At 41.9% G+C, this 25,839-nt stretch carries 25 protein-coding genes; 9 read left to right on the forward strand and 16 right to left on the reverse strand.

Translation table 11 applies throughout. The annotated features are described in order from the left end of the window. Window positions 1-365 precede the first annotated feature (365 nt). The 5 genes from ACYVFD_RS31815 to ACYVFD_RS31835 all read left to right on the forward strand — a co-directional run bounded on the left by ACYVFD_RS31815 (window position 366) and on the right by ACYVFD_RS31835 (window position 4,230). Entirely contained in the window at window positions 366-944 is a 579-nt protein-coding gene (locus ACYVFD_RS31815; RefSeq protein WP_338877505.1) for a Crp/Fnr family transcriptional regulator, read from the forward strand. A gap of 79 nt (window positions 945-1,023) precedes the next feature. Beyond that, window positions 1,024-1,437 carry a nuclear transport factor 2 family protein gene (locus ACYVFD_RS31820; RefSeq protein WP_461094654.1) on the forward strand — a complete coding sequence of 138 codons (414 nt, stop codon included), beginning with the start codon at window positions 1,024-1,026 and terminating at the stop codon, window positions 1,435-1,437. A gap of 160 nt (window positions 1,438-1,597) precedes the next feature. Continuing rightward, on the forward strand, window positions 1,598-2,437 hold the full coding sequence (gene ygiD / locus ACYVFD_RS31825) for a 4,5-DOPA-extradiol-dioxygenase (RefSeq protein WP_461094655.1): 840 nt from the start codon (window positions 1,598-1,600) through the stop codon (window positions 2,435-2,437). 194 nt (window positions 2,438-2,631) lie between these two features. Continuing rightward, window positions 2,632-3,090, forward strand: a complete 459-nt coding sequence (locus ACYVFD_RS31830; protein WP_338877508.1) for an SRPBCC family protein — start codon at window positions 2,632-2,634, stop codon at window positions 3,088-3,090. Window positions 3,091-3,414: 324 nt separating this feature from the next. Next, the gene (locus ACYVFD_RS31835) at window positions 3,415-4,230 is read left to right on the forward strand and encodes a mechanosensitive ion channel family protein (protein ID WP_338877509.1); all 816 of its coding nucleotides are present in this window, start codon (window positions 3,415-3,417) and stop codon (window positions 4,228-4,230) included. 272 nt (window positions 4,231-4,502) lie between these two features. On the opposite strand, the gene ACYVFD_RS31840 is transcribed toward ACYVFD_RS31835, so the two are convergent. From ACYVFD_RS31840 to ACYVFD_RS31910, 15 genes are all read right to left on the reverse strand, one after another. Further along, entirely contained in the window at window positions 4,503-4,949 is a 447-nt protein-coding gene (locus ACYVFD_RS31840; protein WP_461094656.1) for a DUF6527 family protein, read from the reverse strand. Next, window positions 4,924-6,105 carry a ThiF family adenylyltransferase gene (locus ACYVFD_RS31845; RefSeq protein WP_461094657.1) on the reverse strand — a complete coding sequence of 394 codons (1,182 nt, stop codon included), beginning with the start codon at window positions 6,103-6,105 and terminating at the stop codon, window positions 4,924-4,926. Before ACYVFD_RS31845 ends, ACYVFD_RS31840 begins: the two co-directional genes overlap by 26 nt. Then, window positions 6,080-6,775: a multiubiquitin domain-containing protein gene (locus tag ACYVFD_RS31850; protein WP_461094658.1), complete on the reverse strand. Its 696-nt coding sequence runs from the start codon at window positions 6,773-6,775 to the stop codon at window positions 6,080-6,082. Before ACYVFD_RS31850 ends, ACYVFD_RS31845 begins: the two co-directional genes overlap by 26 nt. A gap of 299 nt (window positions 6,776-7,074) precedes the next feature. Continuing rightward, on the reverse strand, window positions 7,075-7,371 hold the full coding sequence (locus tag ACYVFD_RS31855; RefSeq protein ID WP_461094659.1) for a hypothetical protein: 297 nt from the start codon (window positions 7,369-7,371) through the stop codon (window positions 7,075-7,077). 177 nt (window positions 7,372-7,548) lie between these two features. Beyond that, a complete protein-coding gene (locus tag ACYVFD_RS31860) occupies window positions 7,549-8,601 on the reverse strand; it encodes a helix-turn-helix domain-containing protein (protein ID WP_461094660.1) in 1,053 nt (350 codons plus the stop codon). Window positions 8,602-8,684: 83 nt separating this feature from the next. Continuing rightward, window positions 8,685-9,830: a hypothetical protein gene (locus ACYVFD_RS31865; protein WP_461094661.1), complete on the reverse strand. Its 1,146-nt coding sequence runs from the start codon at window positions 9,828-9,830 to the stop codon at window positions 8,685-8,687. A 2-nt stretch (window positions 9,831-9,832) separates the two neighbouring features. Next, window positions 9,833-10,204 carry a hypothetical protein gene (locus ACYVFD_RS31870; protein WP_461094662.1) on the reverse strand — a complete coding sequence of 124 codons (372 nt, stop codon included), beginning with the start codon at window positions 10,202-10,204 and terminating at the stop codon, window positions 9,833-9,835. Next, window positions 10,201-12,609, reverse strand: coding sequence for an argonaute/piwi family protein (locus ACYVFD_RS31875; protein ID WP_461094663.1), 2,409 nt, complete (start codon window positions 12,607-12,609; stop codon window positions 10,201-10,203). Before ACYVFD_RS31875 ends, ACYVFD_RS31870 begins: the two co-directional genes overlap by 4 nt. A gap of 3 nt (window positions 12,610-12,612) precedes the next feature. Then, on the reverse strand, window positions 12,613-13,530 hold the full coding sequence (locus tag ACYVFD_RS31880; protein ID WP_461094664.1) for a PD-(D/E)XK nuclease family protein: 918 nt from the start codon (window positions 13,528-13,530) through the stop codon (window positions 12,613-12,615). After that, on the reverse strand, window positions 13,527-13,868 hold the full coding sequence (locus tag ACYVFD_RS31885; protein WP_461094665.1) for a helix-turn-helix domain-containing protein: 342 nt from the start codon (window positions 13,866-13,868) through the stop codon (window positions 13,527-13,529). The genes ACYVFD_RS31880 and ACYVFD_RS31885 overlap by 4 nt, the downstream gene beginning before the upstream one ends. Before the next feature lie 266 nt (window positions 13,869-14,134). Then, a complete protein-coding gene (locus tag ACYVFD_RS31890; RefSeq protein ID WP_461094666.1) occupies window positions 14,135-14,776 on the reverse strand; it encodes an alpha-ketoglutarate-dependent dioxygenase AlkB in 642 nt (213 codons plus the stop codon). A gap of 7 nt (window positions 14,777-14,783) precedes the next feature. Beyond that, entirely contained in the window at window positions 14,784-16,295 is a 1,512-nt protein-coding gene (locus ACYVFD_RS31895; RefSeq protein ID WP_461094667.1) for a hypothetical protein, read from the reverse strand. A gap of 6 nt (window positions 16,296-16,301) precedes the next feature. Then, window positions 16,302-18,104, reverse strand: a complete 1,803-nt coding sequence (locus tag ACYVFD_RS31900) for a hypothetical protein (RefSeq protein WP_461094668.1) — start codon at window positions 18,102-18,104, stop codon at window positions 16,302-16,304. A gap of 11 nt (window positions 18,105-18,115) precedes the next feature. Then, window positions 18,116-19,231, reverse strand: coding sequence for a 3'-5' exonuclease (locus ACYVFD_RS31905; protein ID WP_461094669.1), 1,116 nt, complete (start codon window positions 19,229-19,231; stop codon window positions 18,116-18,118). Between the two features lie 127 nt (window positions 19,232-19,358). After that, a complete protein-coding gene (locus tag ACYVFD_RS31910; protein ID WP_461094670.1) occupies window positions 19,359-19,511 on the reverse strand; it encodes a hypothetical protein in 153 nt (50 codons plus the stop codon). Between the two features lie 402 nt (window positions 19,512-19,913). Here ACYVFD_RS31910 and ACYVFD_RS31915 point away from each other — a divergent pair, with 402 nt between their 5' ends. The 4 genes from ACYVFD_RS31915 (at window position 19,914) to ACYVFD_RS31930 (ending at window position 24,667) form a co-directional block, all read left to right on the forward strand. Next, the gene (locus ACYVFD_RS31915) at window positions 19,914-21,137 is read left to right on the forward strand and encodes a tyrosine-type recombinase/integrase (RefSeq protein WP_293692219.1); all 1,224 of its coding nucleotides are present in this window, start codon (window positions 19,914-19,916) and stop codon (window positions 21,135-21,137) included. Between the two features lie 167 nt (window positions 21,138-21,304). Then, window positions 21,305-22,570, forward strand: a complete 1,266-nt coding sequence (locus ACYVFD_RS31920; protein WP_461094671.1) for a Y-family DNA polymerase — start codon at window positions 21,305-21,307, stop codon at window positions 22,568-22,570. 75 nt (window positions 22,571-22,645) lie between these two features. After that, entirely contained in the window at window positions 22,646-23,446 is an 801-nt protein-coding gene (locus ACYVFD_RS31925) for an SDR family oxidoreductase (RefSeq protein ID WP_293692216.1), read from the forward strand. Between the two features lie 219 nt (window positions 23,447-23,665). After that, window positions 23,666-24,667, forward strand: a complete 1,002-nt coding sequence (locus tag ACYVFD_RS31930) for a hypothetical protein (protein ID WP_461086671.1) — start codon at window positions 23,666-23,668, stop codon at window positions 24,665-24,667. A 397-nt stretch (window positions 24,668-25,064) separates the two neighbouring features. On the opposite strand, the gene istB is transcribed toward ACYVFD_RS31930, so the two are convergent. Further along, window positions 25,065-25,811, reverse strand: a complete 747-nt coding sequence (gene istB, locus ACYVFD_RS31935) for an IS21-like element helper ATPase IstB (RefSeq protein ID WP_461094672.1) — start codon at window positions 25,809-25,811, stop codon at window positions 25,065-25,067. Between the last annotated feature and the right edge of the window lie 28 nt (window positions 25,812-25,839).

The following is a 25,839-nucleotide window of genomic DNA, read 5'->3' on the forward strand; positions in this document are numbered from 1 at the left end:
CAGGAATAATCAACGCAACAGCATTCAAAAACTGCTATTCGGTGAGCTTGTTTACTAAGCAAAGTGAAATCGAAGCCCTGGTTGATGCCATCCGGCAAGGCACGGCCTTGGTCTGGCAACCCATCGATAGGCAAGGAAAATATAGTTTCAATAAACTACTCAGGAAATAAATTATCCCGCTTCAACCTGGAGGCCATTAGTCTAAAAGTGCCTGTTAAATACGCTGTTTTCATTTTGACCGCGTCCCGGCCGCGCTGGCAGACCGGGAGAATCGCAGGGTGGTCCCGTATTGCCTTACAGACTTACAACGAAGTTTACGAAATTCACAGTTAACTTTGTTGTCTACTTAAACGGCTATTTCTTTCATGATGGGAGAGCTCGACAAACTATATAGCAATATAAATTCCAAAGTCCCTATCAGTCTAGAAGACTTTCAAGACCTAGCAACTTATTTCAAGCCATTAACCGTAAAAAAAAAGAGCACCCTTATTCAGGAAGGCGAGTATAATGATCGATTGTTTTTTGTTGAAAAGGGATTGCTGTATTTGTACAAAGTACTGCAAGATGGCGACATTCAGGTAATTCAATTTGCTAAAGAAGATTACTGGGTTTCGGATTTATGCAGCTTCTTTTCGGGTTCGAGGACCTTATTTTCCGTCCAGGCATTAGAAGATTCCACGCTTTACAGCTTAAGTAAAAACGATTTTGATGCGATATGCCTGGACTTTCCAGGCATGGAAACCTTTTTTCGCTTAAGTTTTCAGTCGGCCTACATTACTACCTTGATTCGTCTGTCTGATGCTTATTCACAGGATACTGAAACCAAGTATAGTAGAATCAGCGATGAAAGTGCGGACTTGCTACAACGCGTTCCTCAGTATTTGATCGCTTCTTATTTGGGTGTTTTACCTTCTTCCCTCAGTAGAATCAGGACTAAAAAATAGCTTGGGTTTATTTGTTTGCATAGGCGAACGAGATTTCTTAGCATAGGCGAATCAGTTGAGGGTAACGAAGCACTGACCTTTGCACGGTCATTCACCTCACGACCACTATAACCCAAGCGCCATGAGCAACAAAGAACTAGTAAAAACCGCCATGACGGCCCTGTTCGCCAACCGCGACCTATCGGCCATCGAGAAGTACTGGGGCACTGAGTACATCCAGCACAATCCCCACATTGCCAGCGGGCACGAAGCGATAAGAAGCATCATCGCCGGCTTAGGGTCCGACTTCAAGTATGAGCCGGGCCTGGTGCTGGAAGACGGTGACTTTGTGGTCATTCACGGCCGTTACACCGGTTGGGCCGCTAAGCCCATGCTGGCCGCCGATTATTTTAAGGTGAAAGACGGCAAGCTGGTGGAACACTGGGACGTGATGCAGGAAGAAGTGCCCCTTGAGCAGACGGCCGCCAAAACGGCTATGTTCCCGATAGCATAGCCTGCCGGGCCTGTGAGCCGCTTGGAAGCCCGTTGCCGACGGCAACGGGCTTCCAAGCGGTAAGCCCCTCCTGCCTGGCCTGAATCAAGCCCGAAAGCCGACTCTGTCGACTGGACTGCGCTCGCCGAATTTTCTACAAAAACCATCCCTTACCGCTGCCATGCTGACCCTTCCTGCTCTAAAAACCCTAGCCGATAGCCTGCCCGAGCAGGACATACAGATGCCCGTCCTCTTCATCGGGCACGGCTCGCCGATGAATGCCATCGAGGACAACGAGTTCTCCGAGCGCTGGCGCCGCCTGGGCCAAGAGATTCCGGCCCCGAAAGCCGTGCTGTGCGTCTCGGCGCACTGGCTCACGCGCGGTACCTTCGTCACGGCCATGAACCGCCCCCGCACCATCCACGACTTCGGGGGCTTTCCACGAGCGTTGTTCGACGTGGAGTACCCGGCCCCCGGAGCGCCCGAGCTGGCCCACGAGCTTCAGGCCGCCCTGGCCCCCGCGCCCGTGGGCCTCGACCACGACTGGGGCCTCGACCACGGCACCTGGAGCGTCGTCCGGCAGATGTACCCGCAGGCCACCATCCCCGTGCTGCAGCTGAGCCTAGACTATACCCGGCCCGCCGCGTGGCACTACGACCTGGGCAAGCAGCTGGCCGGGCTGCGCAAAAAAGGCGTGCTCGTCATCGGCTCGGGCAACATGGTGCACAACCTGCGCCTGTTGGTCCTGCCCCCGGACGGCCACGCCAACGGTGCCTACGGTCACGACTGGGCCCTGGAGATGAACGACATTTTCAAGCGCAACATCCTGGTCGGCGACCACCAGGCGCTAATTCAGTACAAAAGCCTGGGGCCAGCCGCCACGCTCGCTGTGCCGTCGATAGACCATTACTTCCCGCTGCTCTACGCCCTAGCGCTGCAAGAGAAAAACGAAGCGCCCCTGATGTTCAACGACAAAGTCGTGGCCGGCTCGCTGACCATGACATCCGTCAAATTTGGGTAAGATGCTATCCAAATAAGCGGTCATGTTGCGCTTGTCGAAGCATGTCTACCCCGCATGTTGTGGCCCTAGTGAAGCGGTAGTGATGCTTCACTGTGTTCAGCAGGAAATTCTTATATTTTGCCTATTCGGATAGGCTATAGGCTCTAAGCGCCTTATTCTCTCATCCCCTCCGCTCAAAAAAATTTATATAAAAAATGAGCAAAGCAATAATTATTTCAGGTAACAGAGTCGTAAAAACTACTATTGAAAATGCCTATCAAAGCCTGATAGACCCAGCTAAGCAAGTAAAATGGAACACACTTTATTTAGAGGCAACAATTGAGCCCAAAGGCGAAATAAAGGATGGCTCCGTGATGCCAGGAAATTTTAAAGGTTCGGGAAAAGCAAGTGTTACTTTTCAAAATGTGCAACCAACTAAGGAGTTTACGCATTTTTCAAAAATAAAAATGTTTAACTTCTTTAATATTGGTGAGTTTCATCATACTTACAAGGTAGAAGACAAAAGTGGACAGACAGAGATTACGCAAACCGTTTCTTTTGAACCTAAAAGTTTGGGGTTAATTTTGAAAAGTGTGATTGTAAATAACTTCAAGAAAAGATTACCCGAAAGTTTTGACGAATTCCAAAAATATGTGGAAGTTTCTAATTCGTAAAAGAGACACTGCACAGAAAATAAAAAAGGGCAGTAGCTGACAAGTGTTTGGCATAATGTGGGCGTAACCGACCTTCAAGGGCTTTTGTCTTATAAAGTCGAGGCGGCGAAGATACGCGATCGTAGTTTTGTGAGACCAACGAATAAAACATTTTCCTAGCAACTTATTAAGTCTTCGCACCGAAAGTTGGGGTTACGTAGAAACGGTCGTTTTCCGAGATGCCCCGCCCACCAGGAATTCAGGTGAACCTAAACCTGGTCGACCAACTCGCCCTACCGTTGTTTTCCGTTCCTACTATTTTACGACCCCTTTTTCTATTCCCCGATGAACCAGCTAACCACCTTTGCCCAGCAGCTGCAGACTCTAGCTGTGCTTTACCTGCCACGCGTGCTGATTGCGGTCCCGGCCCTGCTAATTGGCTGGTGGCTGATTGGCCGCGCCAGCCAACTGCTGGGCTGGACCACGGCCCACCTCGATGTTTCGCTGAGCTCGTTTCTGCGCAGTCTGGTCAACATCGTGCTCAAGGTATTGCTGCTGGTTTCGGTAGCCGGCATAGTGGGGTTTGAAACTACTTCGTTCGTGGCCGTGCTGGGGGCGGCGGGGCTGGCAGTGGGTCTGGCTTTGCAGGGCACGCTGGCCAATTTCGCTGGCGGGGTACTTATTCTGATGCTCAAGCCTTACGTGGTGGGCGACACCATTGAGGCCCAGGGCAAAAGCGGGGAAGTGGTCGAAATTCTGATTTTCAACACCATCCTCGTTACCCCGCAGGGCGACGCCGTGATTCTGCCCAATGGGGCCACATCGAACAACGTCATCGTAAATAAAACGGTCCAAAACCGCTCGTTGGTCGACATCGCCACCGAGCTCGAAAGTCCCACCGACCTGGCTGCCCTGCGCGCCTGGGCCGGGCCGCTTCTGGCCGCCGATGCCGATGTGCTGCCCGTGCCAGCCCCGCAGGTGGTAGTTACGGCGCTGCGGCCGGGCAGCCTAGCGGTGTCGTTCCGGGCCTATACCATTGCCGGGCGCAGCGTGCCGGCGCAGGATCGCCTCACCGAGGCGCTGCAGCTGGCGTTCGCGCAGCACGACTTGCGCGGACCGGTGCCTGTATCGCACAGCTACGTGGGCCCGCTTCCGGGGTAAGCAATTGATTGTCTTGTCCTAGAAATAAACCGACGTTTTTCTGAACGGTAGTCGGGTAGGGGGGAAGGGCTGGAAATGGCCCTTTTTGCGTTCAATAAATCCGTTCAGTTTAATAGTCCAGCGTTTCGAATAGGATTGAGGTTTTTCTGAACGGTTTTTGATCAAAACACACCATCATTCACTAACCTGTGAATGATGGTGTGTAAAAAAGGACTGCGAAAAATATATTGAAGGTCAATCGCATAAAATGACCTTACTATCCATTTACTCAACTACAATCTTAGTTTTTGAAAGAGCTTTTGCCAAAAGTTTAAAACAGGTTTTTGTTCAACATGTGAAACCTCACTTTTTACAGAAACCTCTGAAAACTCATCTTCATCCCTTAAATGGAGTTGTTTTGTAATTTGGTCTTTTCGCCTTCCTGCCTCAATTTCTTCTTGAGACCACTGTCCAGCCCATTGTATTTTACTACGCTTTATCCAGTAATGCGATCGGCAGTCGAAGCTCCAGTTACCAATCGATGGACTTAGCGAGATTGTCTCCCCATTAAATGAAAGTTCCCAATCCGTAGGCGTGAAGGGCGTAACCACTTTATTGCCACAGCCACACACGCAATTGTGTATGGCTGTGCAATAATCGATGGAGATGTAAATAATGCCGTCCTCCAACGATTCGGGTATGAACTTGACAAAACTAGGCTGCAAGATCCTGGTCTTCATTGAACAGCTCAGCTAAATTGACCGAATACACACTGTGGTACTCTCTTTCAGAATCCTGATAGAAACCACATAGCTTCTTCCATTTAATCACCGCCAGTACGGCATTGAGCATGTTCAATTCAGCAATCTGAATATTCGAAGCATACTCATTGTCGCCCTGCTCTCCAGCTGGTAGCCTAAGTTGCAAGTGATCATATTTGGCCTTTGTCGAAGAGGTTACTCGAATCTGGCCAACTAAACCATCGCCTGATATATTTACCCCTAAGCCAACATCAATAAATGAACGTTGCTCTTTGCGCAGGTAATCCGCAATACTGATTCGAGCGTTATTATTATCGACAGAAACAAAAGCGAAACCCATCTCGCCCAATTCATGGACATTTTCATCAGTTATGTAATACGGATGAGGTATGATTCGCTTATGCATGTTCGAATAAATGGCCGTATAATAGTCAACTTTCATCGGCTGCTGATTCAGTTGGTTAATCGAAGCCGCTCCTGGAGATCGAAAGGCGTTATGTGTTTGTAATACATCACCATCAAATAGGTGGATCTCCTGAACAGGAGTCTTCGCCAAAGCGTCGAGAATATAAGCCCCCGTGCCCCCTAAGCCAATTATAGCGATCTTTTGCCCGGCCAGTTTTGCATTGATCGGATAAATATTCGCCCGACTCGTGTTCGTATCGACATACTGAAAGGTTGATTCGTCAGCTTCAGTTGCAATAACCTTGAAGGTCTTCTCGGTTACATTGTCATAGCGTGATTTCGCAGGTGCCGATATAATGTCGGCATACCTGGAAATCTTATGATAATAATCTGTGTAACCATTAGGGGGCTTGTTCGAGAACGAATAATTCAACGTGACATCAGGAAATAACGCCTGGTTTAAAGTAGCATGTTGAATAGACGTAATCAGTTGGCCTTCCTTGGTACATGGATATTCACCCATGAAATGAATCACATGATAGCTTGGTTTAGCGGTTCTATCTCCGCTCAGGGTGAGATCGGTAATTAATGTACCGAATAGGAGTTCCCCTTTCGCATTCAAGTAGGGGATTTGGTGGATAAGTAAATATCCACCTTTAATCTCTAATGCGTAGCCTTCGTCGGCAAGGCGTTTTAGATCGGAGCTATGATTTATCAGTTGGTGTAGCATCGAATTTCATCTCGTTTTTTACGTGAACACTATCTCCCTTTACCATAACACCCTTTGGCTTCTGCTTTGGTCCATTTGTGAACGTAACCGTATAGGCTCTATTCACATCATCGGAGTAGCTGCCAAAGGCCAGAATAATGACCTGCTCAAACGAAATAGTCGACTGTTTCCACGATTTCAACTGCGCATTGATGATCAAGTTATAAGCCGACGGTGGCTTCGAAATGAAGGCCTCTTTCCCAGGTCTGGCTAAATCAACGGTCGCTCCTTTGGCGATTAACTCGTCTTCAAAAGGCGGTTTGATTTTCAAGTAAACCTCATCGTCCTCATTGATTTTACCCAACGCCTTAATTTCTGGCTCAGTGATATATTGTTTATACCAGATGAAAGGCGCACCATTAATCGTAAAGGGCAGCTTTTTCTTGACATAGAAATATTCAAGACCAGGACGGGCTAGATCAACTTTTGTATGATTTTCAATTAGTTCATCCGTCCAGGGCTGAACAATTGAGAGATACAGATCTGTATCCAACGGAATGCCTGCCTTTTGCTTAAGCTCTTGACCTGTGATATACTGCTGAAAGCTCTGAAGCGTCTGGCCTTCGATAACAAATTCTAAAAATGGAGGTTTTTGGCCCGCTGAGGCAGCAACATTGTGATTTGATAACATTGTGTTAAATTTTAAATTTGACTAATAGAATTCCTTGGGCATACAGTCTGTCACTGAAGCCGTTATGGCACGTAGCCACGTTACTGAAAATTCCTTTTAGCAGTGTTTCGAAAATTTAGTGAACAATGCAGGCCCAGGCATGATAGGACTATCATACTCAGTTTGAAACCACGGGAAGACTTGGAGAATATAAAAGGAGGATGTAACTTTGAAGTGCGAAGTCAATGTTACCCAGGAGCTTGCTACGCTTTTGGTCTCTTTTATAATTCTCTAAGCCAGGTAGTTTCTGCCTGGTTTTTTTATAGCAACTCTTTTACGAGTTCCAAATCAAGTTGTACACCCCGTACACCAATTTCGTGTACGAGATCCGTTAATAACCATTCTTTGTTATGCGCTCGGATTTGAAAATCCTGTGAAGCCACTTCTCTTAATAAGCCATCCTCACTAATTAGTCTAAATCCTGTTTTTTCTGCCAAAACCAGTGCCGATACTGATTTCGCTAGGAATTTGGGCTTGTACTTTACTAGAAGCTCTTGATGACGAATCATTTGAGCTTCGTTCAGTTCTGCTATTATCAGCATGCCCTGCTCGTTCATACGTTTAGCAAATCCCCGATCATGGATATTTCGATCATTTAGTTTATACTTATAATAGTAACAGAAATCAGGTATGTGGAATTGAAGTTCGGTCCGATCAAAGTACCTCAACAAACCACTACGAAGTAGCTTAGTCGGTAGGCTGATCTCAGTTACAATTATATTTTTCATGGTCAACTACAACTGCTGGTAATAAACCTGTCTTAACTCGGTCTCGTCTATATCTGCGAGTTGAGCTGCCTTTTCAAACCCTATTTTCTTCTCACTCAAGCAGCGATAGAGCATCTGCAAAAACTTTTGTGGCTCTTCAGCACCCGCATACTGACCAAAATCTCGATCGGACAGATCCCCCGTTTTCCAGTTTTGAAAAGCATCAAACGAGATTAAATTGGTCATTCTAGCTCGAACCATAATAGCCGCAATCGAAATGCCATACAGTTCTTTGATTCGTCTTAGCTCAGGCATCGATATCATCGTTCGATTTCTACCAAATTCCTGCATTAAAATTTCCGCTGGCAACAAAACGGCACCCGCAAAGGCATCACACAATCGTTCAATCAAATCCATATCGAGATCATCTGGCATCACTAACAGCAGGTGCCCCAGTTCGTGCAGCAGCGTAAATCGTATACGAGAGACATCATGCTGTCTGGCATGGAGAACAATCACCGGTATTTTCCTATTTTCAGCCCAGCCCGAAAGCCCTTCATGGGTGTAATTGAATCCGAAGTCGATCTTTATGATTCGAATACCCTTCTTTTCCAATAAATCGGAAATGTTATGAATTGCTCCGTCTCCCAATTTCCACTTCTTACGAAGTTGCTTAGCCGCTTTTTCAGCATCTGAAGTGTTTGCGATTGGGACATCTTCAATTGGATTGATAAACTCGATGTACTCTTTTGCAATCGTTTCCAGTTCCAAATATTCACTGAGCCTTAAGCTTGTCAGTTCTTCCACATCACTTCGTTGTTTTGAATTTAGAAGCAGACCTTCACGATAGTTTACATTGTGCATACTAAATGCTACGTTACAATCCGTGTAGAAGTAATCCAAATCTTGGCCTACTGCCTCAGCAATGGCTAAAAGGGTTTTACTGTCGGGATGCCTGATTCCATTTTCATAGTGACTAATTGCCTGTTTCGAACAGCTAATCGCACCTGCCAATTCTTCCATTGTTAATCCCCGAAGCTGCCGAGCCCGAGTGATATTGGTGGCAATTGTGGTTGTCATCTGCTACCTCCTCTTTTGATGTATACAAAATTAACAATTTACATTTTGTATACAAGGATTTGCGCATATTTTATTTTAACTTATTATGAAGACCCAGATAAAAGACTGGCCTTAAACGAATTAACCGTGACTTGTTCCCAGGTAGTAAAGGCAGCTGGATCCTGCCAGAAAATCGACCAAGCTTGATTTAACATAACCGCAATTGATCCTTGTTTGCCTGGTTCGGCTAAGCGACAGGGAAGGAGATTGACCGCATTGTAAGCTGATACAGCTATTTGTTCCAACAGTAGATCTGGAACTGCATAATCATATTCCGCTTGCTTAGTGAACTGCATCGTTGTTTTAAATTCGGTCCACTTCTCTTGTATCTGTGCATTATCTTCTGGATAACCTAGCAATTGCAACGCATGAAACAAAACCTGCATTCTAGCTTCGTCCGGCGGATGTGAAGTAACCACATACTGAGGTACGTCATACACATCGGTAGATGTCTTCAGGCATAAGTGTAAATTAGACCAGGCGTAAGCAGGTCCCAGAGTATAAACCCCAAATAGATCGCAAAAAAACTCAACTGACCACTTTTCAATCCAACAGTCCCGCCACAGATAAAGCATTTCGATCATGTCTTTTCGGCTCGTGTTCTGTGTAAAGTGGGCTATCTCATCTCTATAATGTCGTTTTACAAACACATTGAATTTGCCCAATTCTAATTGAAACAGTTCCAGTTTTGGATTGTCTAACTGAATCAATGGATGACATAGCTCATGATAAATGTCAGCGATATGTAACAAAAAATCAGACTCTAATAAGGGCATACATAGTAGCCCATACCCCGAATAGATGTGGTAGTAACTTTGCGATAGACACGACGCGACTGGTTTCTGTATTGGATAGTCGATTTCTCGGCAGATACCCCGCACTAACCGATTCACGTAAGCGTCATCCGAATGGCTTCTGGCAATAGCCGCTACGACTACATTTTCCAAAATTGACAGTGAGCCAACTATTTGCCGATACAATAAAATCTTTTGTTTCAGGTTGGCGGGAATACGATAAACCGGATCTTGATCTAAAGTCATTAATTGACTTATGGCCGCATCTATTTCGCTATTGGCCCGTGTTGCCAGGGCTTCAAAGTCAATTAACAGCGTTGACCCAGGGATTTTCGCTTTTAGTGTACGGGCTTTAATCAATGCTTCAGCAATGGCACCATCTAGGTATTCCAGCATTATTACTCTCCTTTAATTTTAGCTAGGGCTTCGGTGTGTTTAGTATCTAAAGCGCTAACAACTACTTCTAACTCGTGAAGTGTTTCTTCCGAGTTGTCTCCTTTCGCTAAGTCATCTATTAGCTTACGAAAGAATTGCCTGGGTTGCTTACGCTGTTGCCTTAGATCACGTTCGATAATAACAGATAACAATTGAATAGGTGGCTCCATATTCTGGTCGTCGGCAATTCGACTGAAGAGAGAAACAACCTCGTCCTGTTTCCGGGTGTCGATGGGTGCAACCTGACTCCGGCGGCTGACGATGTACTCATTGATAAGATTCATGTATTTCCCCGTCACCTGAAATATATTGGTATTTACGCCGATTTTGCTCATGCTTCATCTAGGTTTAGCTCTTTTAGTAAATTGAAATTTTCGTTATCATACTTCCCACCGAATTCATTAATCCGGCGGTCGGTCATTTTGATTGTTAGCGGGTCACGCGAACAGTCATCAGGTTTAGCATAAGCGAGCGTTGATAGGTAGTAGATGTCCTGCAAAACGACTTGTAATGGCATATTGCCATGAGCTACTTTCACGTAAAGCGGCAGACTCGTTCCCTTATGTTTAAACTCTCGTCCTGTTGTGCAGACAAATCCTTCTCGCTCATTAAATGGTACCCAAGAGCCAACTTGTGGATTCAGTAATAAACGATTTTCCGTTTCCGTTTTCAGCACGTCGTAAGGAGACAATTCCTCAAATATTCGAAAGGTAGTCGTTGACTGTTTGGGTAATTCAACCACTGTGAATGTTACGTCTGAAGGCAAATGCCCTGTACTTTTTAGATCCTCAATAGCCTGCTTGATCCCATCCAGTTCTGGACGAAATAACCGGCCATCTCGATGGATTACGATAGAATGGAAGTCCTGATACTCCGCTAGTTTCCGAATTTGCTTAATCAGTACGGTTTTAATTTGCAGAGTGGAAAGTTGCTCTTTTCGCTTGGTCTCCTCACGAACTGGTTTAATAGTTTTAGCAAACTGGGTTATGAAGGTAAAACCCGCCAGTGAATGTTTTACGTCTATACCGATGTACAAGTCCGCACTCAACAGTGTTTTCAAAATGAATGGCCACCGTTCGTTATTGAGAATGACCTTATTTAAGGCTACACCTTGAATATAGCCGAAGTAAAGCCCTTTCTTATCTTGTCGAATGAAGTAGCCACTTTGTGGTTTATAATCATAGCACTCAGACAATATGTCTGTATGCATAATAGATACTTCTAAGTTGAACATCTTCTGGCCTTCTACTATGCAGAGCGTCGCTAAATCATCCTGTACACGTTTTTTTCGGCCTACTGTCGGAATCATAATGAGAGCATAACCTCCAGTCCTTTGGTTTATTGACTTTTGCAGTTGTTCTATAATTTCAAAACCTAACTGCAAACTATTTTTGTTGTTGCGATCATTATAGGTAATGATCTCTGGCTTCCAGCCACTTCTCGTTGGGTGCATCCGGTCGACCTCTTGCTGAAGATGTTTCAAGAGTTGCGTTCGGCCAAAAGAGTTGGCGATACTTTCAGGAAGTACGAAATACTGTCTTTCAAACGGACGGTTGACAAAGCACCCTCCCTCTGGACTACGAAGAAGTTGTTTGCGAGTCCGCCCAACCTCTGTCATGGCGACAGGTATAATACCCGATTTACCTGTCACTGATAGAATAGACCCATTGCCAAATTCCTGATCAGGGAAATCAAAAACATCTTTTTTGACACGGATTGGCGTTTGTGCTATCTCTAACTCAACCCCACCATTGCGTAGTCGATTTAAGTAATTTCGACGAACAACAAAAGCCTTACGTCTTCGCAAAAAAGGAGGGATTATCGATAGTTCGTGCAACTTACCGACTAATGGGTCATCAGTGTCCAAAACGCGATAGCATAGGCCGGCTGGAATCCTACGTTCCTCATTTCGGTTGTTGCTATACATTAACAAAGCCACATCATCTGGTAGACGTGCCACTTCTGGAGGCATACTATTACCTGATTGTCGATGTAAATCACCAATAACTGTCATCAATTCACCCCCTGTTTCACGCCGAAACTTATAGTTTGCAGCATTTAAATCGCTCCACTCTTGTGGATGCACTTCGTACCATTGGCGGCCATAATGGTAAATGAAATGGCTATCCTTGAGTTGATTAAACTCATCGCGTGTTATATAATTAGGTAAGGGTGTGGTTTCAACGTATTTATTAGTAAGCTCAATTGAAATTCCCCAGCCTCCACCAGGCAATTCGACGACACGAGGAAGAAACCCATTATAAACGGTCACTTGATGATTCCCATCGATAGCTTTTCTACTAAAAAACGGTTGTCCTGCTCGAGGTTGCCAGAGATCTTTATGCCTCTGAATCTCACTATTAAGATCAAATTGTAGGAATCGGCGGCATATTTCCTTCGTGGATTCATCATAATTTAAAAAATCTAATTCAAAAACTTGGTCCGTTGAACGGAAGAATATCGAATCCCGCTTTTTTACCATAAACTCTTCTGGAATTTTGTCTAACACCGCGGAGTCATTCTTGACGACCAAAAATAATTTCTGGCCTACTGGCTGAGTTTTTGAGATAACGGTAATAGGCTGCCCTAACTGATAGCTCAATGTTTTAATGATATACTGAATATTGCTATCATATTCTTCGCTCGTTTCACTCAAACCAATTATTTCATATAATCGGTATTGGGCTTTTAGCTTATCAAGATTTTCAATTTTGAAGATGTTGGTGTCGTAGAAGCTCATAATTCAGTGTTGTTTACAAAGTTTATTGAATGAACAGGTTGTGCAAATCTCTGGGTTATCGGTCGTAGCGTAATCGTCTACACAGCTTTGCGCATAAGGCCGGTGGGCACCAGCTAAATACATGGATAGCAGGCTATCAGCAATAAATGATTCCGTTCCTTCTAACTTAGAAGTGGTAACCGTATACTGGCGTTTATGACCAGTTGTGTGAGTAATCAGCTGTACTTCCGTTAGACGTGTCGATTCAGGTAGGTGACCTACTAGATAGTCGCTAAAGTCAGACTGTGGACTACCTTTAGCGAGTGCCAGTGCATAGACTAAGAGTTGTTGTTCGTAAGTGAGTGTACCATAAAAATGTACCTTCCAATCATATATAATTGGTGGCTTATTACGCCAAAACGCTATTAAATCAGGGAATCCTTGGCCCGAAAAGTTACCTACCTTGAACCACATCGCTCGTTGTTCGACTAAATAATCTGCCGACATAAGCTCAAACAATAAATCTTGATCTTGCAGAAAATTAGTCAGAGCAGTTTCAATTTCATGCCAAGCCTGTTCTAGATCGTCTGAATCAACGAAGCCTTTTGCTTCTATATCTAAAAGGCCAATTTCTAACTTTTGGCCGGAGTAGAGAGGTAAAGAGGCCAATTGTAATTGCTTATCAAAAATAGATCGGGCAACTGTTAGGACCTTACTAAGCACAGGTATCTGCTTCATCCGCAGTTGAGGAATGATGTAAACCGTAATAACCTGGTCAACAACTAAACCTCGCCAAGCTGCCACTGTTACCAGTTTGGATAACCGAGTAGCCTCAATTCGGACTGGATCTTTCTTTACCCGCCCATCGGCCATCACATTTTTGTAGAACCACTGTCTCCGACAGCGTTTAAATTGCTTATGAGCGGATAAGGACCAGATCATTTTTTTCGATTGCGCATAAATTTTAAATACTCTAACAATTCGACCTCTTCAGCTGGGGAAATACGTCCGAATTTGGATGCAAATGCAGGAAGAGCCTGTGTTGCCGAAGGATCAGCTGCTGTTGGGACAGGATACCCTACTTTCTCCATAAGCAGCTCATACCTTACCCCATAGAATTGCGCTAGTTTGTGCAAATTAATGGGAGATGGTTGCTTAATCTTACCGGACTCTAACTGACTCAGGTATGCGTTAGATACATCTGTTTCCTTTTCTACACCCCTCAAAGTGAGCCCTTTGGCTTCTCGTAACGCTTTAAAATACTCTCCGTAATTTTCCATAAAACTATAGCGTTGCTAAAAATATTAAGCAAATATATCTGGCGTTGCTAAGTTTGTCAAGCAAAATGAGAAAAATTTTTCCTTGACAGTAGTCCTTGTAGTAGTTCTTAGGGAAATTATATTCTAAAGCATCAAACTGTTGTGGAAACAAACAACAATAAAATTGCTTAAATAAATGTCACTAGTACGTGTTTGTCTGATAATGTATACTAATGCTATTTGTGAGGTTTAAGTAGATAAGAATATTCTAATTATCTTTAACAGAATCAGAACTTTACTTTTCTGAAAGTCAGAGAGATACGGTCACTTCTGTCAAATTTGAGGTTTTTAAATGTATCGGTTTTGCGCCCCTGAATACCATGTGTCCATTGATAGCGAGCTGCTCCACTTAATATAACAAGACTGCAAGGCTCTAATAAAATAGACACTTTTACTTTACTCTCCTTGTTGATAAGATCCATTACACAAGCGGATCCTAAACTCAACGAAGCAATTGTGTTTCCAAAACATGGTTCACAATCCACATGATTTGCAATACCTTGTCCGGGTTTATATTCATTTACAATCAGCTGATCTGGTTCTTCAACCATAAAACCCGATCTATGTAATCGTTGTGCAACTGTTAAAGACCATTGGGGTAAACAACCAAGTTTCATACTGTAGTCAATAAATCTTGACTTATAATCATACTTATAACCGTAATGCTGAACACGTCTTTTAAGATCATCTAACCATATCTCCTCATTGATAAACTGCCAGATAGAACTGCTCTCAGCTAATGTGATAAAATTTGGAATGTATATGAGCCCATCAACTTTATTCAATTCTTCATAGTCATTTTGACCACCTTTTTGATAAAATGAGGTTAACGGTACAATATTCGTATCAAAAAGACTTAATTGGCTCATTATCAAATTATTTCAATTTCAAAACTTCGAGAAATACCTCTTCATAGGCAGGTTCGAAAGCATTGTAAGGATCGGTTTTATACAATACTTTCTCAGTATGATTATCTATAACTTCAAACGCTAATTGTTCTTTAAAGTTGCAATATTTAATGTTACGATCATCCCGATTTGGATTCTGATATATAAAAAAAACGTTTTGGGTCATATTTAGTAGAGAGCGCACAAAGCTTGCTAAATCATTCTCATTCAATGAAATACTTGAGAACAAATATGAAGCATTAACAAATATAGGATTGTTCTCGCCTATTAAGTCAAGCAAAGTACTATCCTGGATCATACGCCAATTTTCATGAAATTCAAAAAAACAATTAGGTCCAAATAGTTGACTGTTTACAAGTGACTTTGCTTTATCTATCATTGACCCTGCTCGATCTATTCCGATATATGCCATCTGCACTAGTGTTCCTGTTTCTTGGCGATAGAACTCAGCTAAAGCTAGTCCCGATGTTAAAGGGCCACAGCCTAAATCAATAAATATGGGCCTAATGTGTACTTGACTAAATACTTCTAATAAGGAGTCTTTAAGTCTGTTAAAGACACTGTATGAAGTGAAATAGTGCTTTCTCATGTTAAAATAACAGTATAATGACACTTTATCGTCTACGCTTAAATTTTTATAGGGGACATTGAAATCTGTCCGACCTCGCTCAAGAATATCTTGTAATACTTCGTTTTTAGGAAAGCCTAGTAAAATGTTTGGCCATCCATGCGTCGAAGCGACCTTTACCGGCTCTACAATACGTTGATAAAAAAAATTGTAAATTAACTCTGATGGATATAAAACGCCCTTTGATACTGGCTTAACGAGCAGCTCATAACTTGTTCTACCTTGAATTAAGTTTTGTAAAGCAGGGAAGGTAAGAAAAGAGAACTTTACTTGTGTTTCTGGTTCAAGAAATAGAGACTTAAATGCATCATTTTCATCTATATAATTCTTATCTAATAAATTCTTTTTCCCTTTGTTATAATAATATAGAAGAACATCAGCAATTTGAGAAAGATGATCTTCATCTTCAATACTGTAAGCCTTATCGAGTAATGTTAGTACAGTTAGGAAATGTTTTATATAATCTATTCGTATATTATCAATATTATTTATTTTACTAATAGCTTTTAAACGGTATTTAAGAGATGAAGTAGGAGGTAAAATGCTTTGTAAATTCTCTAAATTTCCAGACAGCCCAGTAAGCTTTGTATGTCTTTCATATAATGCTGCTAATATAATTATAAAGCTTAAAAAAAGATCAGTTGGTTTATTAGTTTGGTCAAATTCCCTAAATGGAGCACTAGTAATAAAAACCTTATCATAGAATTGAGATATTTGCAATCCAATAACCTCATCATCGGAAAAAGCATAAATAAGATTACGAATATCCGTAAGATTTTCCTCTAAGAAAGTATCAAAATCTGCGAGAGAAGAACTATTCTGTAAAGAAATGACTAAGGTTTCAAAATGCATAAATAATTATTTTTTCTTTTTTAAGTCTAGTTTTATCACACTTTCTAGTTCGTCCAATGACAATTCTTTTTCTCTTAAACGAATTAACTCTATTAATTTAACCTTATCCATTCCAATATTTTTCAAGAAAAAATGAATTAAATATGAATCAGAGTTTAATTCATTTGCGTATTTCTCTGAAATGACATTCAGGATTGTATCCAATCGGCTAATTTTTTCAAAATTAATAATTTTTGTGTTTAATATAAATGAAGACTTTTCATTATATGAATTTCCAGAAGGGGAATTCTGTAGTTGGTTCAATGAAGTAGAAAAAGGATTCAATTGCATCTCAGTTATATATAGGTAATCATTCAATACGGGAAATCCTTGACAAACAAAATCATAAATTGTTTCTACAGTAAATCTCTCGAAATAGGTATCAAGTTTAAATTTTATGCTTTGAACCGAATTAGCAATTTGATAAAAAAAATCATCATTAACTCGTAAATTAGTATCATTTTTAATCATATTTCTATAGCCATAGTATAACCCCAATATTGCTAAGATATATTCAGCAAAGTTTCGAGAAATAAATTTTTGATTTTCCATTATAGCAATTCTAACGGATTGTTTATCCGTATGATGCTGAGCTTTATTCGGAAATTTAGCGAGGAAAATCAGAATCAAGATAGGCAAGTATTTTTTAATATTCTCAATCTCAAGCAGTGATTGATAAGATATCCGCCGATTTTCCCATTGACGGATGTAATTTATAATATCAATTAATTCTTTCTGTTCATCGGATTTTTCAACTATCTGCTTAACTGCTTTTTCGATTATTGATATTACTAAGTTAATTGAAAAGACTTCATCCTTAAAAATCGCTTCGAGCGTTTGTTTAAATATATACCTTTGACTCTCAATTTTAAAGTGAATACGCTCATCAGGTAAAAAAACAGACCTAAATACTTGATCTTCTCGTTTAGGCAATGATGATGTTGTATTTAGTTCGCATAAAGCACTTATATATGAAAGAGGATATTCACGAAGATTATTTTCTTTATCAGCATACATTATACCTACATTTTTCATAAATGAAAATAAGCCAAGAAGTTTATCAAATAACTTTAATTTACCTCTCCAGGGATTACTTTCAGTTTTCTTTGGAAATTCACTATACGTTAAATCAATTGGTATAGTTTTGAAGTTAGTAGGAATTACTATACAAATATTTTCTGGTATATAAGAATCAGGAAAAGTTTTTACGGAAGCTACAAAAGAATCTCTTGCTGATTGAGTAGCAAAGTATAAGTATTTTACTCGAGATACAGGCAACGGTACTTCGACATACCCAGCATAAGCTTCTTTTATAGGATGATATTCCTCATTTTTAATAAATAAACCAACAAGAACTTGTGTTTCATCAAAACTGCTTGTTATACCTTTACTTACCACTATACGATCAGGATACTTATTAATAATATCAAATTGTCGATTCACATTTTTATAAATCTCACTTTCTTCTAATTCTAATGGATAAATCATGCCAGCATTGAAATAATCAGCAACATTATTTAAATGCAATTGCAAAAAGTAAACTGACGCTTCTAACTCATTATTTTTCTGTTTGAACTGGTATGAGGTACTACTGAAAATATCTGTTGATTCTTTTGTTTGAAATAATGAGCCAGTTCCGTTGGACTCTTTTTCGCGAAGCCGTTTAATGTAAGCATCCCTTTTTGAACCTGCTTTAACAGTTATATTATTAGCCTTACAGGCATTTTTTAATTCCTCTAACGTCCAGTTTTTATATTCATCATTCGCCATTGTAATTGTTGTTAGAAAGGTAAATCTGATTTGCTCATTGTATACTCAGAAGGAATAAACTCGTAAGAATTTTTATCGAAACCTTCCATGTACGCAGGAAATAATGCACCAGTAAATAAAAGAATAAGGTTTTCTTTTGCTCGGGTGCAGCCAATATAATAATGCTCTTGGGTTTTGTATTTAGGAGTCAGAGCCGTTTCCATATCAGGCATTATAACTGTTTGAAATTCTAATCCTTTAGCTGACTTGTATGTAGTAATAAGAATATTCTCAATATTTACAGTTTGTTGGTGTCTATTATGATACTTTGAGCAGGTGAATCCTAATTCTAATACTTTATCATAATAGAAATTAACTTCATTTTGGCTGTAAACAAGTATGGCTACATTCTTAGTACTAGCTTCATCTAACTCCCTTTTTATGATTTTCCACTTCTCTTCTTTTTCCAATACTTGGTAAATAATGGGTTTTTGACCATTTCCTTTTGGCATCTGGCTCAAAATAACAGGATTATTTACGCGTTCAGCGTCTGGAACAAAGTTTCGAGCGAAGTTATATGTTTCGAAGGTGTTACGGTAGTTATGTTCAAGTCTAAAGAGTCTGACTGATTTGGTTTTATTTAGTTCATCCTCAATTTCATCAGAACTCATTCCATATGTATGTACCTTTTGTATAGTATCTGCCCCGACGAACAATCGGTCACACTTTGTTTTAAGAGCACGATAGATCTTCTCCTCAAAGTCTTGTCCCTCATCAATTAAAACTTCCTCAATATTTTTTACCTTATCTAGATTTAAGATCATTTGTTCCGCATTATCATCAGACGCCCACCTTCTAAATTTTTGGGCATACCAACCATAGTACCCATACACTCTAATTCGGTCAGATGAAATGTATTTCAGACTTGCAATCAGTAAGTTCTGATATGAGAATACAGCTACTTCTTTTCCTTCGTTTGCTAAACGCTCTGCCCTCATAAGTGTAACCGTCGTTTTTCCGCTACCAGGACAACCTGTAATTAAAACATTATCGTTTCCAGAGTAATCTATCGCGTTTAACATACGATCGCCACCTACAGAGCGGGATATTTCAGCCCTAGTAACCGTATTAAACTTAAAAGGAGGCATATTGGTAATGGGTGGATTTAACTTCAACAATCAATTTTGCACAGTATATTATCAAATAATCCAAGGTACCTGAACTACTCGAATCTAGTATAAAACATGTTAAAGAATGTCGCTTAGCGAAGACTTGTTAGCCTTCAGTGGCAGTTAATCCATCCTCCTTCTCCTCCCGAATTTCTCGTTCTACCGTTTCGACGAACTCCTCCGTTGAAACGGTATGTACATACGGATCGTCAAGCTCTTCATCCTCATCCGGGACAGTAGTTAATTTATCTATACTCATACACGCAAGCTAATATTTTTGCCTTGCTTGAAGTAGTCCCTACTTAAAGTTTTTTAAAGTCGATAGCTCATTCCCTGTATTCGGTGAAAATCTTGTTATACTGCCAGCCTGTCAGGTAATCTGAACATGAAAAGGTCTAAGTAACAAAGCCATGACGGACGTTGTGCGCTTGATTTACCTACACACCTCTTCCCTCGACGTAGCATAGTAACTAGGTTTACAAATCATTATCGCTGATTCACGTTTAGTCATCCCCTGCTGACGGGCTTTTACTCGCGATATGATTTAACATAGAGAAGTTCGGCGAAAGTCCCAATATTGTCGTTTTTCAACAAATCTCGGAAAGCCGAATTTCCAAGATGTTGAAAATACTTGTACATTGCTTCTTTTAAACCCTTGGCCATGCCTAAGCAATCGTGTACTCTTTCTACTGTTAATACTACAGACGGGGCTATCCAAACAAGTAGTGGTAAGCTGACACTTACCCAGGTGTTGACCTACTTTGCCGCCTGGTTACCCAAACCCGGTAACTATCCAAGGATCGTGCGACCATACTTGGTTTACTGTCTAACCAACAAGTATTCCATTGATCGATTCAGTCTAAGTTTATTTGCCGCTGGTTTGCCTGCTAACCGTATTTCCCCTCTGCGGAAATTTCTGCTGTTTTATCAGATTCAAGGCTTGCCCCAGCTGACCGCCGACCCTCCACCAACTTCTACCAAGATTCCAGCCGCCAATGAATTAATCCTTAGCTTCCTTCATGATTCAATCACTTTACGAGGGGAAGAGTCCAGAGATACGTATACCAAATCGCTGAACGCTTTCTTTCGTTATTTGGCTGATGAGCAAGGCCAGGGCAACCAGGCTTCTTTTAGTGGTCAAACGGTGGGTCGATACGTCGAATGGCTCAAGAAAGAAGGTCTATCTGCATTTACGGTCAATATTCGCCTTTCGGCCATTAAGCAACTAGCCGCCTGGGTGATTAAAAATCGCAGTCAGCTTGGATTAGTTGCGGATCAGGTCGATTCGCTTAGGGATGTCGATGCTGTGCGTGGCCTGACGACCGAACGTAAGTTTTATAAAGATAGTCTGGAACGGGCCGAGCGAGATGAACTCCTGAATTCTATTGAGGATGCTGCCGACCGGGCATTGGTCGCTTTATTGGTTATTGAAGGCTTACGGACTGTAGAAGTGACCCGGTTACGGGTGGGAGACATTGATTTTGAACGTAAACAGTTATGGGTCAAAGGGAAAGGAAAAGATACTCGAAAAGATGTCCACCTGTTTGATTCCTGCGCTCAGGCTCTGATTTCCTACTTACAGGATAAATCGTACTGGCCAATTCCACCACAGGCAGGCAAGGCCTTGTGGACCGATTTAAAAACCTATCAAATCAGGTATCGGGTTGATAAATATCTGCGGCAACTGAACTTGAAACGTCCCAGGCTATCCGCGCACAGTCTACGTCATACAACAGGCCAACTTCTTATTCAAGAAGGCGTTGAGCCAATTCATGTGCAGCGCCACTTGCGCCATGAATTATTTGAAACAACACAATTCTATATAAAGAAACAGACCGAGAAGGACTACTATATTAAAATAACGGATATACCTGTAAAGGATTGATTGTCAAAATTTTGTAATTGTTAACAACGTAACAAATTTACTTTGTATATTATATATTTTATTGCATAGTTAATTTGTTACATGAGATTTATAAGGAAACTGGACAGCGGGGAAAAAAAGTGAAGCGGCATGGTTTACTTTCTTTTTTCAAAAACTACAGTTATTCCATGATTATTTTGGTCGATGTCGATAGCTTTTACGTTAGCGCCGAACGGATTTTTCGACCCGATCTGGAAGGAAAACCCGTTGTGGTGCTTAGCGCGAACGATGGAAATATAATTGCCCGTTCTAAGGAGGCCAAGAAGCTGAAAATAAGAATGGGGCAACCCACGTTTGAATTAGGGGGCGTTGTTAAGCAACATAAAGTAGAGATTATAAGCACCAATTTTACCCCGTACGGCGATGTTTCCGGCCGCTTAATGCGAATCTTAAACCAATTCATTGAGAAGATCGAGATTTATTCAATCGACGAGGCATTTTTAGATGTGACTGGGTACGAGCGGATCTATACCGACTTAGTAGCATTTGGCCATCAGATCCGAAAGACAATTAAGCAGTGGGTGGGTTTGCCGGTTTCGATTGGTATTGTGCCAAAAGAAACCTTAGCAAAAGTGGCGAGCTGGTACGCTAAAAAGCAACCCAACTACAACGGAGTTTTTGAGCTACGGGAAGCGGATCGCATTCAACAGGCACTTGCTGATTTCCCCTGTTTGGAGGTGTGGGATATTGGTCACCAGTACAATCAACTCCTCAAAAAAAACGGAATTGAAACGGCGTATGCGTTAACCCAGTGTCATGATGTGTGGATTCAGAAACACATGACAATTGAAGGCTTACGTTTAGTCGATGAATTGCGAGGAAATACCCGTCGACCCGTCCAGCAATATCCTGCGCCGAAAAAGTCGATTTTAACCTCACCTTGTTTTGGTACGCCTGTTGACGATCTGAAAACACTGCAAGAAGGACTGAATACGCACGTAGTTCGATGTGGAGAAAAACTAAGAAGACAACAGTCGGCTGCCTGTTTAGTAACTGTGTATTTGCAGACCAATCCATTTAGAGCTGACCAGCCGCAGTATTTCAATAGCCAGGCTACAGCACTGCCGCATCCTTCTAGTGCTACCCCTGAATTACTTCAATATGCCATTGGTGTGTTAAATGCGATCTACAAGCCCGGATATAAATTTAAGCGTGTAGGCGTGATGCTATCAGGTTTTGTACCTCATGATTATCAAAAGCCAACCCTCTTTAATGACGTTTCCGATCCTCGACTACGAGCGGTAAGCCAAACCGCTGATAAACTCAACGCGAAGTATGGGCGGGACAAAATACGATTTGCCAGTCAGGGATACAGCGTACATTGGAAACCGCGCAGCAAGTTTTTAAGCAGACGGTATACGACTCGATGGAGTGAGATTTTGAGAGCACAGTAAACTAAAAACGACCGTATAAAATTAAAGGGTAAAGATTAGTTGAAGAGTAAATAAGCGTTTTGTCCAGAGTGTAGTATGTCAAAAATTATTTTAATAACTGGTGCCTCAACGGGCTTAGGAGAAACTATCGCCACCTATTTGGCGCAGAAGGGCTTTACCGTATACGGAACATCCCGATCAATTGAGCAGAAGTCAAAACCTTTTTTGACCATGGATTTGGATGTCTGTAATGAAGCAAGTATTCAAAAAGGGGTGAACCGAATTATTGAGAAGCATGGCCGAATTGATGTATTAATTAACAATGCTGGGTTGGCTATTGCGGGGCCGGTTGAGGCTTTACCGCTTGCCGAAGTACAGCGGGTATTCGATACAAATGTCTTTGGTACGATCCGAACGATTCAAGCCGTTTTACCTACGATGCGTCAGCAAAAGTCTGGTTTAATTATTAATATTAGTTCCATTGCGGCAGAAGCAGGGTTACCGTTTCGAGGAGGTTATTGCGCTAGTAAAGCCGCCGTTGACCGGCTGACTGAAGCACTCCGATTAGAGCTGGCCTCATTTGGAATTCAGGCTTGTTATATCCAACCAGGTGGTACGAAAACGGATATTAACAAGAATCGGCTTCGGGTATCTTTACCTGCCAACAGTGCCTATAAAGAAACGTTTGACCGCACGTATGCATTAATCGACGAAAGTGTTAGTGAGGGAATAGAACCCGACGTGTTTGGGCCACTGGTCGAAAAAATCATTCAGTCGCCCCAAGTTGATCGATTGTACCGGGTTGGTAAATCCCTGGAGAAATTTTCCGTTTTGTTAAAAAGTATTTTACCAACGGGTATCTACGAACGTATGATTCGAAACCACTATAAAATGTGAGGCAATAAATCAATGAATAAGCTATGCCCTGGCAGATTTGTCAGGGCTTTTATGTAAACAATAATCAGTGAATACAAATGCCTAATTCTAACAGTACATCGGGAAAAAAAGCAGATAATCAATTTCTAATTACATTTTTCTAATTAGAAATTTGCAATTAGAGAATTAATAGTTATTTTAGTACACGAAAGGTAATTGAACAGGCAAACACTATTTTGTATGGCATCCGTAAGCACAACCCCTTTAAAAACAGACAGTTGGAGCGAGATTTGTTTCCCTGTGGAATCGGTAAGATTAATTGATATGTTACCAGGCTACCAGATTGTGCCATCGGACCGTCAGAACTCGATTGTTGGCTATCCAACTGGTAGTAACCCAGTGGTCTATGCGATTCAATCTGAGCAGTATTCAATCGTGCCTAACACCCTTTTGCGAGAAGTTGTGACTAAGTACATACCTCAGCATGAAATCAACATACGGTATACGGACCGAGGAGAATTTACTATAAACGTAATTACACCGAACGAGATCAGTATCGGCGACGAACGGTTGTACCGCAATCTGATAATTAACAATAGTTACACGGGTAAATCACCTTTTACGGTTCAGGGAACGATTGTTAATGAACGAACTGTGACAGAAACGGGCGTACGGGTTAGCTACTATCGACAGATATGTAGCAATGGTTTAATGGGTTGGGCAGATGAATGGTTGGAAATGGATGCTTACTTAAACTGGCTATTAGCTGGGAAGCCCAAGAAGCACAAAAAAGCTTTGGATATAAAGGAAAGTGGTATTGAAACCAAAACCTACACGAAGCAAGAAGTCGATGAAGTCGTTCATAAAAAACTGCATCATATTCGGTTAGATATAGATTCCCTAAGCTCCTATTTAGGAAAGGTTCTTACGCAATTTATGGCACATAAAGGCTCCCTAACCGCCCAAGTTTATCAGCGATTATATAATAAACCTGTCCAAGAAGCCACAGTCGAAAAATTAGCCAAAGAAGTTAAAATCCCGGTACAACTGGTAAAGCAAGCCCAGGAACGTATGAAAGTAGAAGAACGGATATTAAAGTCAGAGCCCACGATGTGGCTGTTGTATAACGCTTTTAATTACTCGCTGATGAATAGCCGCGTCAGCCTTTCTCTTTCAGATCGGTATGCTATGGATGAAAAGGTTTTTCATGAGTTAACCCACCAAGCGTTGAATGTGAATTAAACTAATATCAGGGCTGCTATTTCTTGCAGCCTTTTTATACTAACCTATTTTTTCTAATTAGAAATTTCTAATTAGAAAAAATATAGCCAAATCGATAGTTTAAAACTCATTAGGGATTGAAGCACGTATTGTAAGATGAATTTTGACTATATAATCAATTGGCACTATAAAAACTTTAAAGACTGTTATTTCATCAGTCTTGGTATAGTGATTGAAGCTAGTGCGCGCACTTGTGGAGACGGTATCGCAGTATCAATTTACAGATAACTATCAATGGATACCAAGGCGAATGAATTTAGAAGACCAGTCTATTGTGTATTACGGAGATGCTGACCCAGGTATTTCGGAGCAAACTGACCCACCCCGTTTTTGGGTAGGAATCACTCAAAGTTAGTGATCATTGTTTATCTGCAACAACCCGCTGTTTACGACGCATCGATTCTCCTTTCAAGTCCAGTCGATGGGCTTTATGAGTGATCCGATCCAGAATGGCATCAGCCAGGGTAGGGTCACCGATGTACTCGTGCCATTTGCTGACCGGCAGTTGCGAGGTGATTATGGTGGCGGCTTTCCCATGCCGATCTTCCATGATCTGCAACAGAGCCAGTTGAGCATGTTGGTCCAGCGGCTGAAGACCCCAGTCATCCAGGATCAATAAGTGTTGGCGCTCAAGCCGATTCATCTCCTTCTGATAAGAGCCATCAGCCTTAGCCAGTTGTAGACGTTGCAACAGCTTGATCAGATTGTGATAGCCAACCCGGTAGCCTAACTGACAGGCCTGATACCCCAAGGCCGAGGCTATATAACTTTTCCCACAGCCGGTGGCACCCGTCAGGAAGATGTTTTCCGAACGATCAATGAAGCGACAATCGGCTAAGCGTAGGATAGCTGTCTTATCCAGATTCCGCCCCTCCCCGTAATGAAGTTCTTCCAAGGAAGCCGTATAGCGGAAGCGAGCCGCCCGGATGGCCATTTGCGTCTTGCGTTGCTGACGGTATTCGTGCTCGGCATCGGTGAGTTGAGCCAACAACTCGTCAGCCGGTGGCTGTTGATGAACCGGTAGTTGTAACAGAGCTTCAAAGGCCTGGAACATGCCCGTCAGTTTGAGTTCACGTAATCGATCTAGGGTCGCCTGGTTATTCATAGTTCGTTTGGTTTTATGGTCTTTTCTT

The organism is Spirosoma gilvum (genome assembly GCF_054776815.1).

Excerpts from the sequence above, each read along its gene's own strand:
- ACYVFD_RS31880 (WP_461094664.1), bottom strand. The coding sequence starts at position 13,530 with ATGATCTGGTCCTTATCCGCTCATAAGCAATTTAAACGCTGTCGGAGA.
- ACYVFD_RS31915 (WP_293692219.1), top strand. The coding sequence starts at position 19,914 with ATGCCTAAGCAATCGTGTACTCTTTCTACTGTTAATACTACAGACGGG.
- ACYVFD_RS31885 (WP_461094665.1), bottom strand. The coding sequence starts at position 13,868 with ATGGAAAATTACGGAGAGTATTTTAAAGCGTTACGAGAAGCCAAAGGG.
- ygiD (WP_461094655.1), top strand. The coding sequence starts at position 1,598 with ATGCTGACCCTTCCTGCTCTAAAAACCCTAGCCGATAGCCTGCCCGAG.
- ACYVFD_RS31835 (WP_338877509.1), top strand. The coding sequence starts at position 3,415 with ATGAACCAGCTAACCACCTTTGCCCAGCAGCTGCAGACTCTAGCTGTG.
- ACYVFD_RS31815 (WP_338877505.1), top strand. The coding sequence starts at position 366 with ATGATGGGAGAGCTCGACAAACTATATAGCAATATAAATTCCAAAGTC.
- ACYVFD_RS31920 (WP_461094671.1), top strand. The coding sequence starts at position 21,305 with ATGATTATTTTGGTCGATGTCGATAGCTTTTACGTTAGCGCCGAACGG.
- istB (WP_461094672.1), bottom strand. The coding sequence starts at position 25,811 with ATGAATAACCAGGCGACCCTAGATCGATTACGTGAACTCAAACTGACG.
- ACYVFD_RS31870 (WP_461094662.1), bottom strand. The coding sequence starts at position 10,204 with ATGAGCAAAATCGGCGTAAATACCAATATATTTCAGGTGACGGGGAAA.
- ACYVFD_RS31865 (WP_461094661.1), bottom strand. The coding sequence starts at position 9,830 with ATGCTGGAATACCTAGATGGTGCCATTGCTGAAGCATTGATTAAAGCC.
- ACYVFD_RS31830 (WP_338877508.1), top strand. The coding sequence starts at position 2,632 with ATGAGCAAAGCAATAATTATTTCAGGTAACAGAGTCGTAAAAACTACT.
- ACYVFD_RS31860 (WP_461094660.1), bottom strand. The coding sequence starts at position 8,601 with ATGACAACCACAATTGCCACCAATATCACTCGGGCTCGGCAGCTTCGG.
- ACYVFD_RS31850 (WP_461094658.1), bottom strand. The coding sequence starts at position 6,775 with ATGTTATCAAATCACAATGTTGCTGCCTCAGCGGGCCAAAAACCTCCA.
- ACYVFD_RS31905 (WP_461094669.1), bottom strand. The coding sequence starts at position 19,231 with ATGCCTCCTTTTAAGTTTAATACGGTTACTAGGGCTGAAATATCCCGC.
- ACYVFD_RS31845 (WP_461094657.1), bottom strand. The coding sequence starts at position 6,105 with ATGCTACACCAACTGATAAATCATAGCTCCGATCTAAAACGCCTTGCC.
- ACYVFD_RS31855 (WP_461094659.1), bottom strand. The coding sequence starts at position 7,371 with ATGAACGAGCAGGGCATGCTGATAATAGCAGAACTGAACGAAGCTCAA.
- ACYVFD_RS31925 (WP_293692216.1), top strand. The coding sequence starts at position 22,646 with ATGTCAAAAATTATTTTAATAACTGGTGCCTCAACGGGCTTAGGAGAA.
- ACYVFD_RS31875 (WP_461094663.1), bottom strand. The coding sequence starts at position 12,609 with ATGAGCTTCTACGACACCAACATCTTCAAAATTGAAAATCTTGATAAG.
- ACYVFD_RS31890 (WP_461094666.1), bottom strand. The coding sequence starts at position 14,776 with ATGAGCCAATTAAGTCTTTTTGATACGAATATTGTACCGTTAACCTCA.
- ACYVFD_RS31900 (WP_461094668.1), bottom strand. The coding sequence starts at position 18,104 with ATGGCGAATGATGAATATAAAAACTGGACGTTAGAGGAATTAAAAAAT.
- ACYVFD_RS31930 (WP_461086671.1), top strand. The coding sequence starts at position 23,666 with ATGGCATCCGTAAGCACAACCCCTTTAAAAACAGACAGTTGGAGCGAG.
- ACYVFD_RS31895 (WP_461094667.1), bottom strand. The coding sequence starts at position 16,295 with ATGCATTTTGAAACCTTAGTCATTTCTTTACAGAATAGTTCTTCTCTC.
- ACYVFD_RS31910 (WP_461094670.1), bottom strand. The coding sequence starts at position 19,511 with ATGAGTATAGATAAATTAACTACTGTCCCGGATGAGGATGAAGAGCTT.
- ACYVFD_RS31840 (WP_461094656.1), bottom strand. The coding sequence starts at position 4,949 with ATGAAGACCAGGATCTTGCAGCCTAGTTTTGTCAAGTTCATACCCGAA.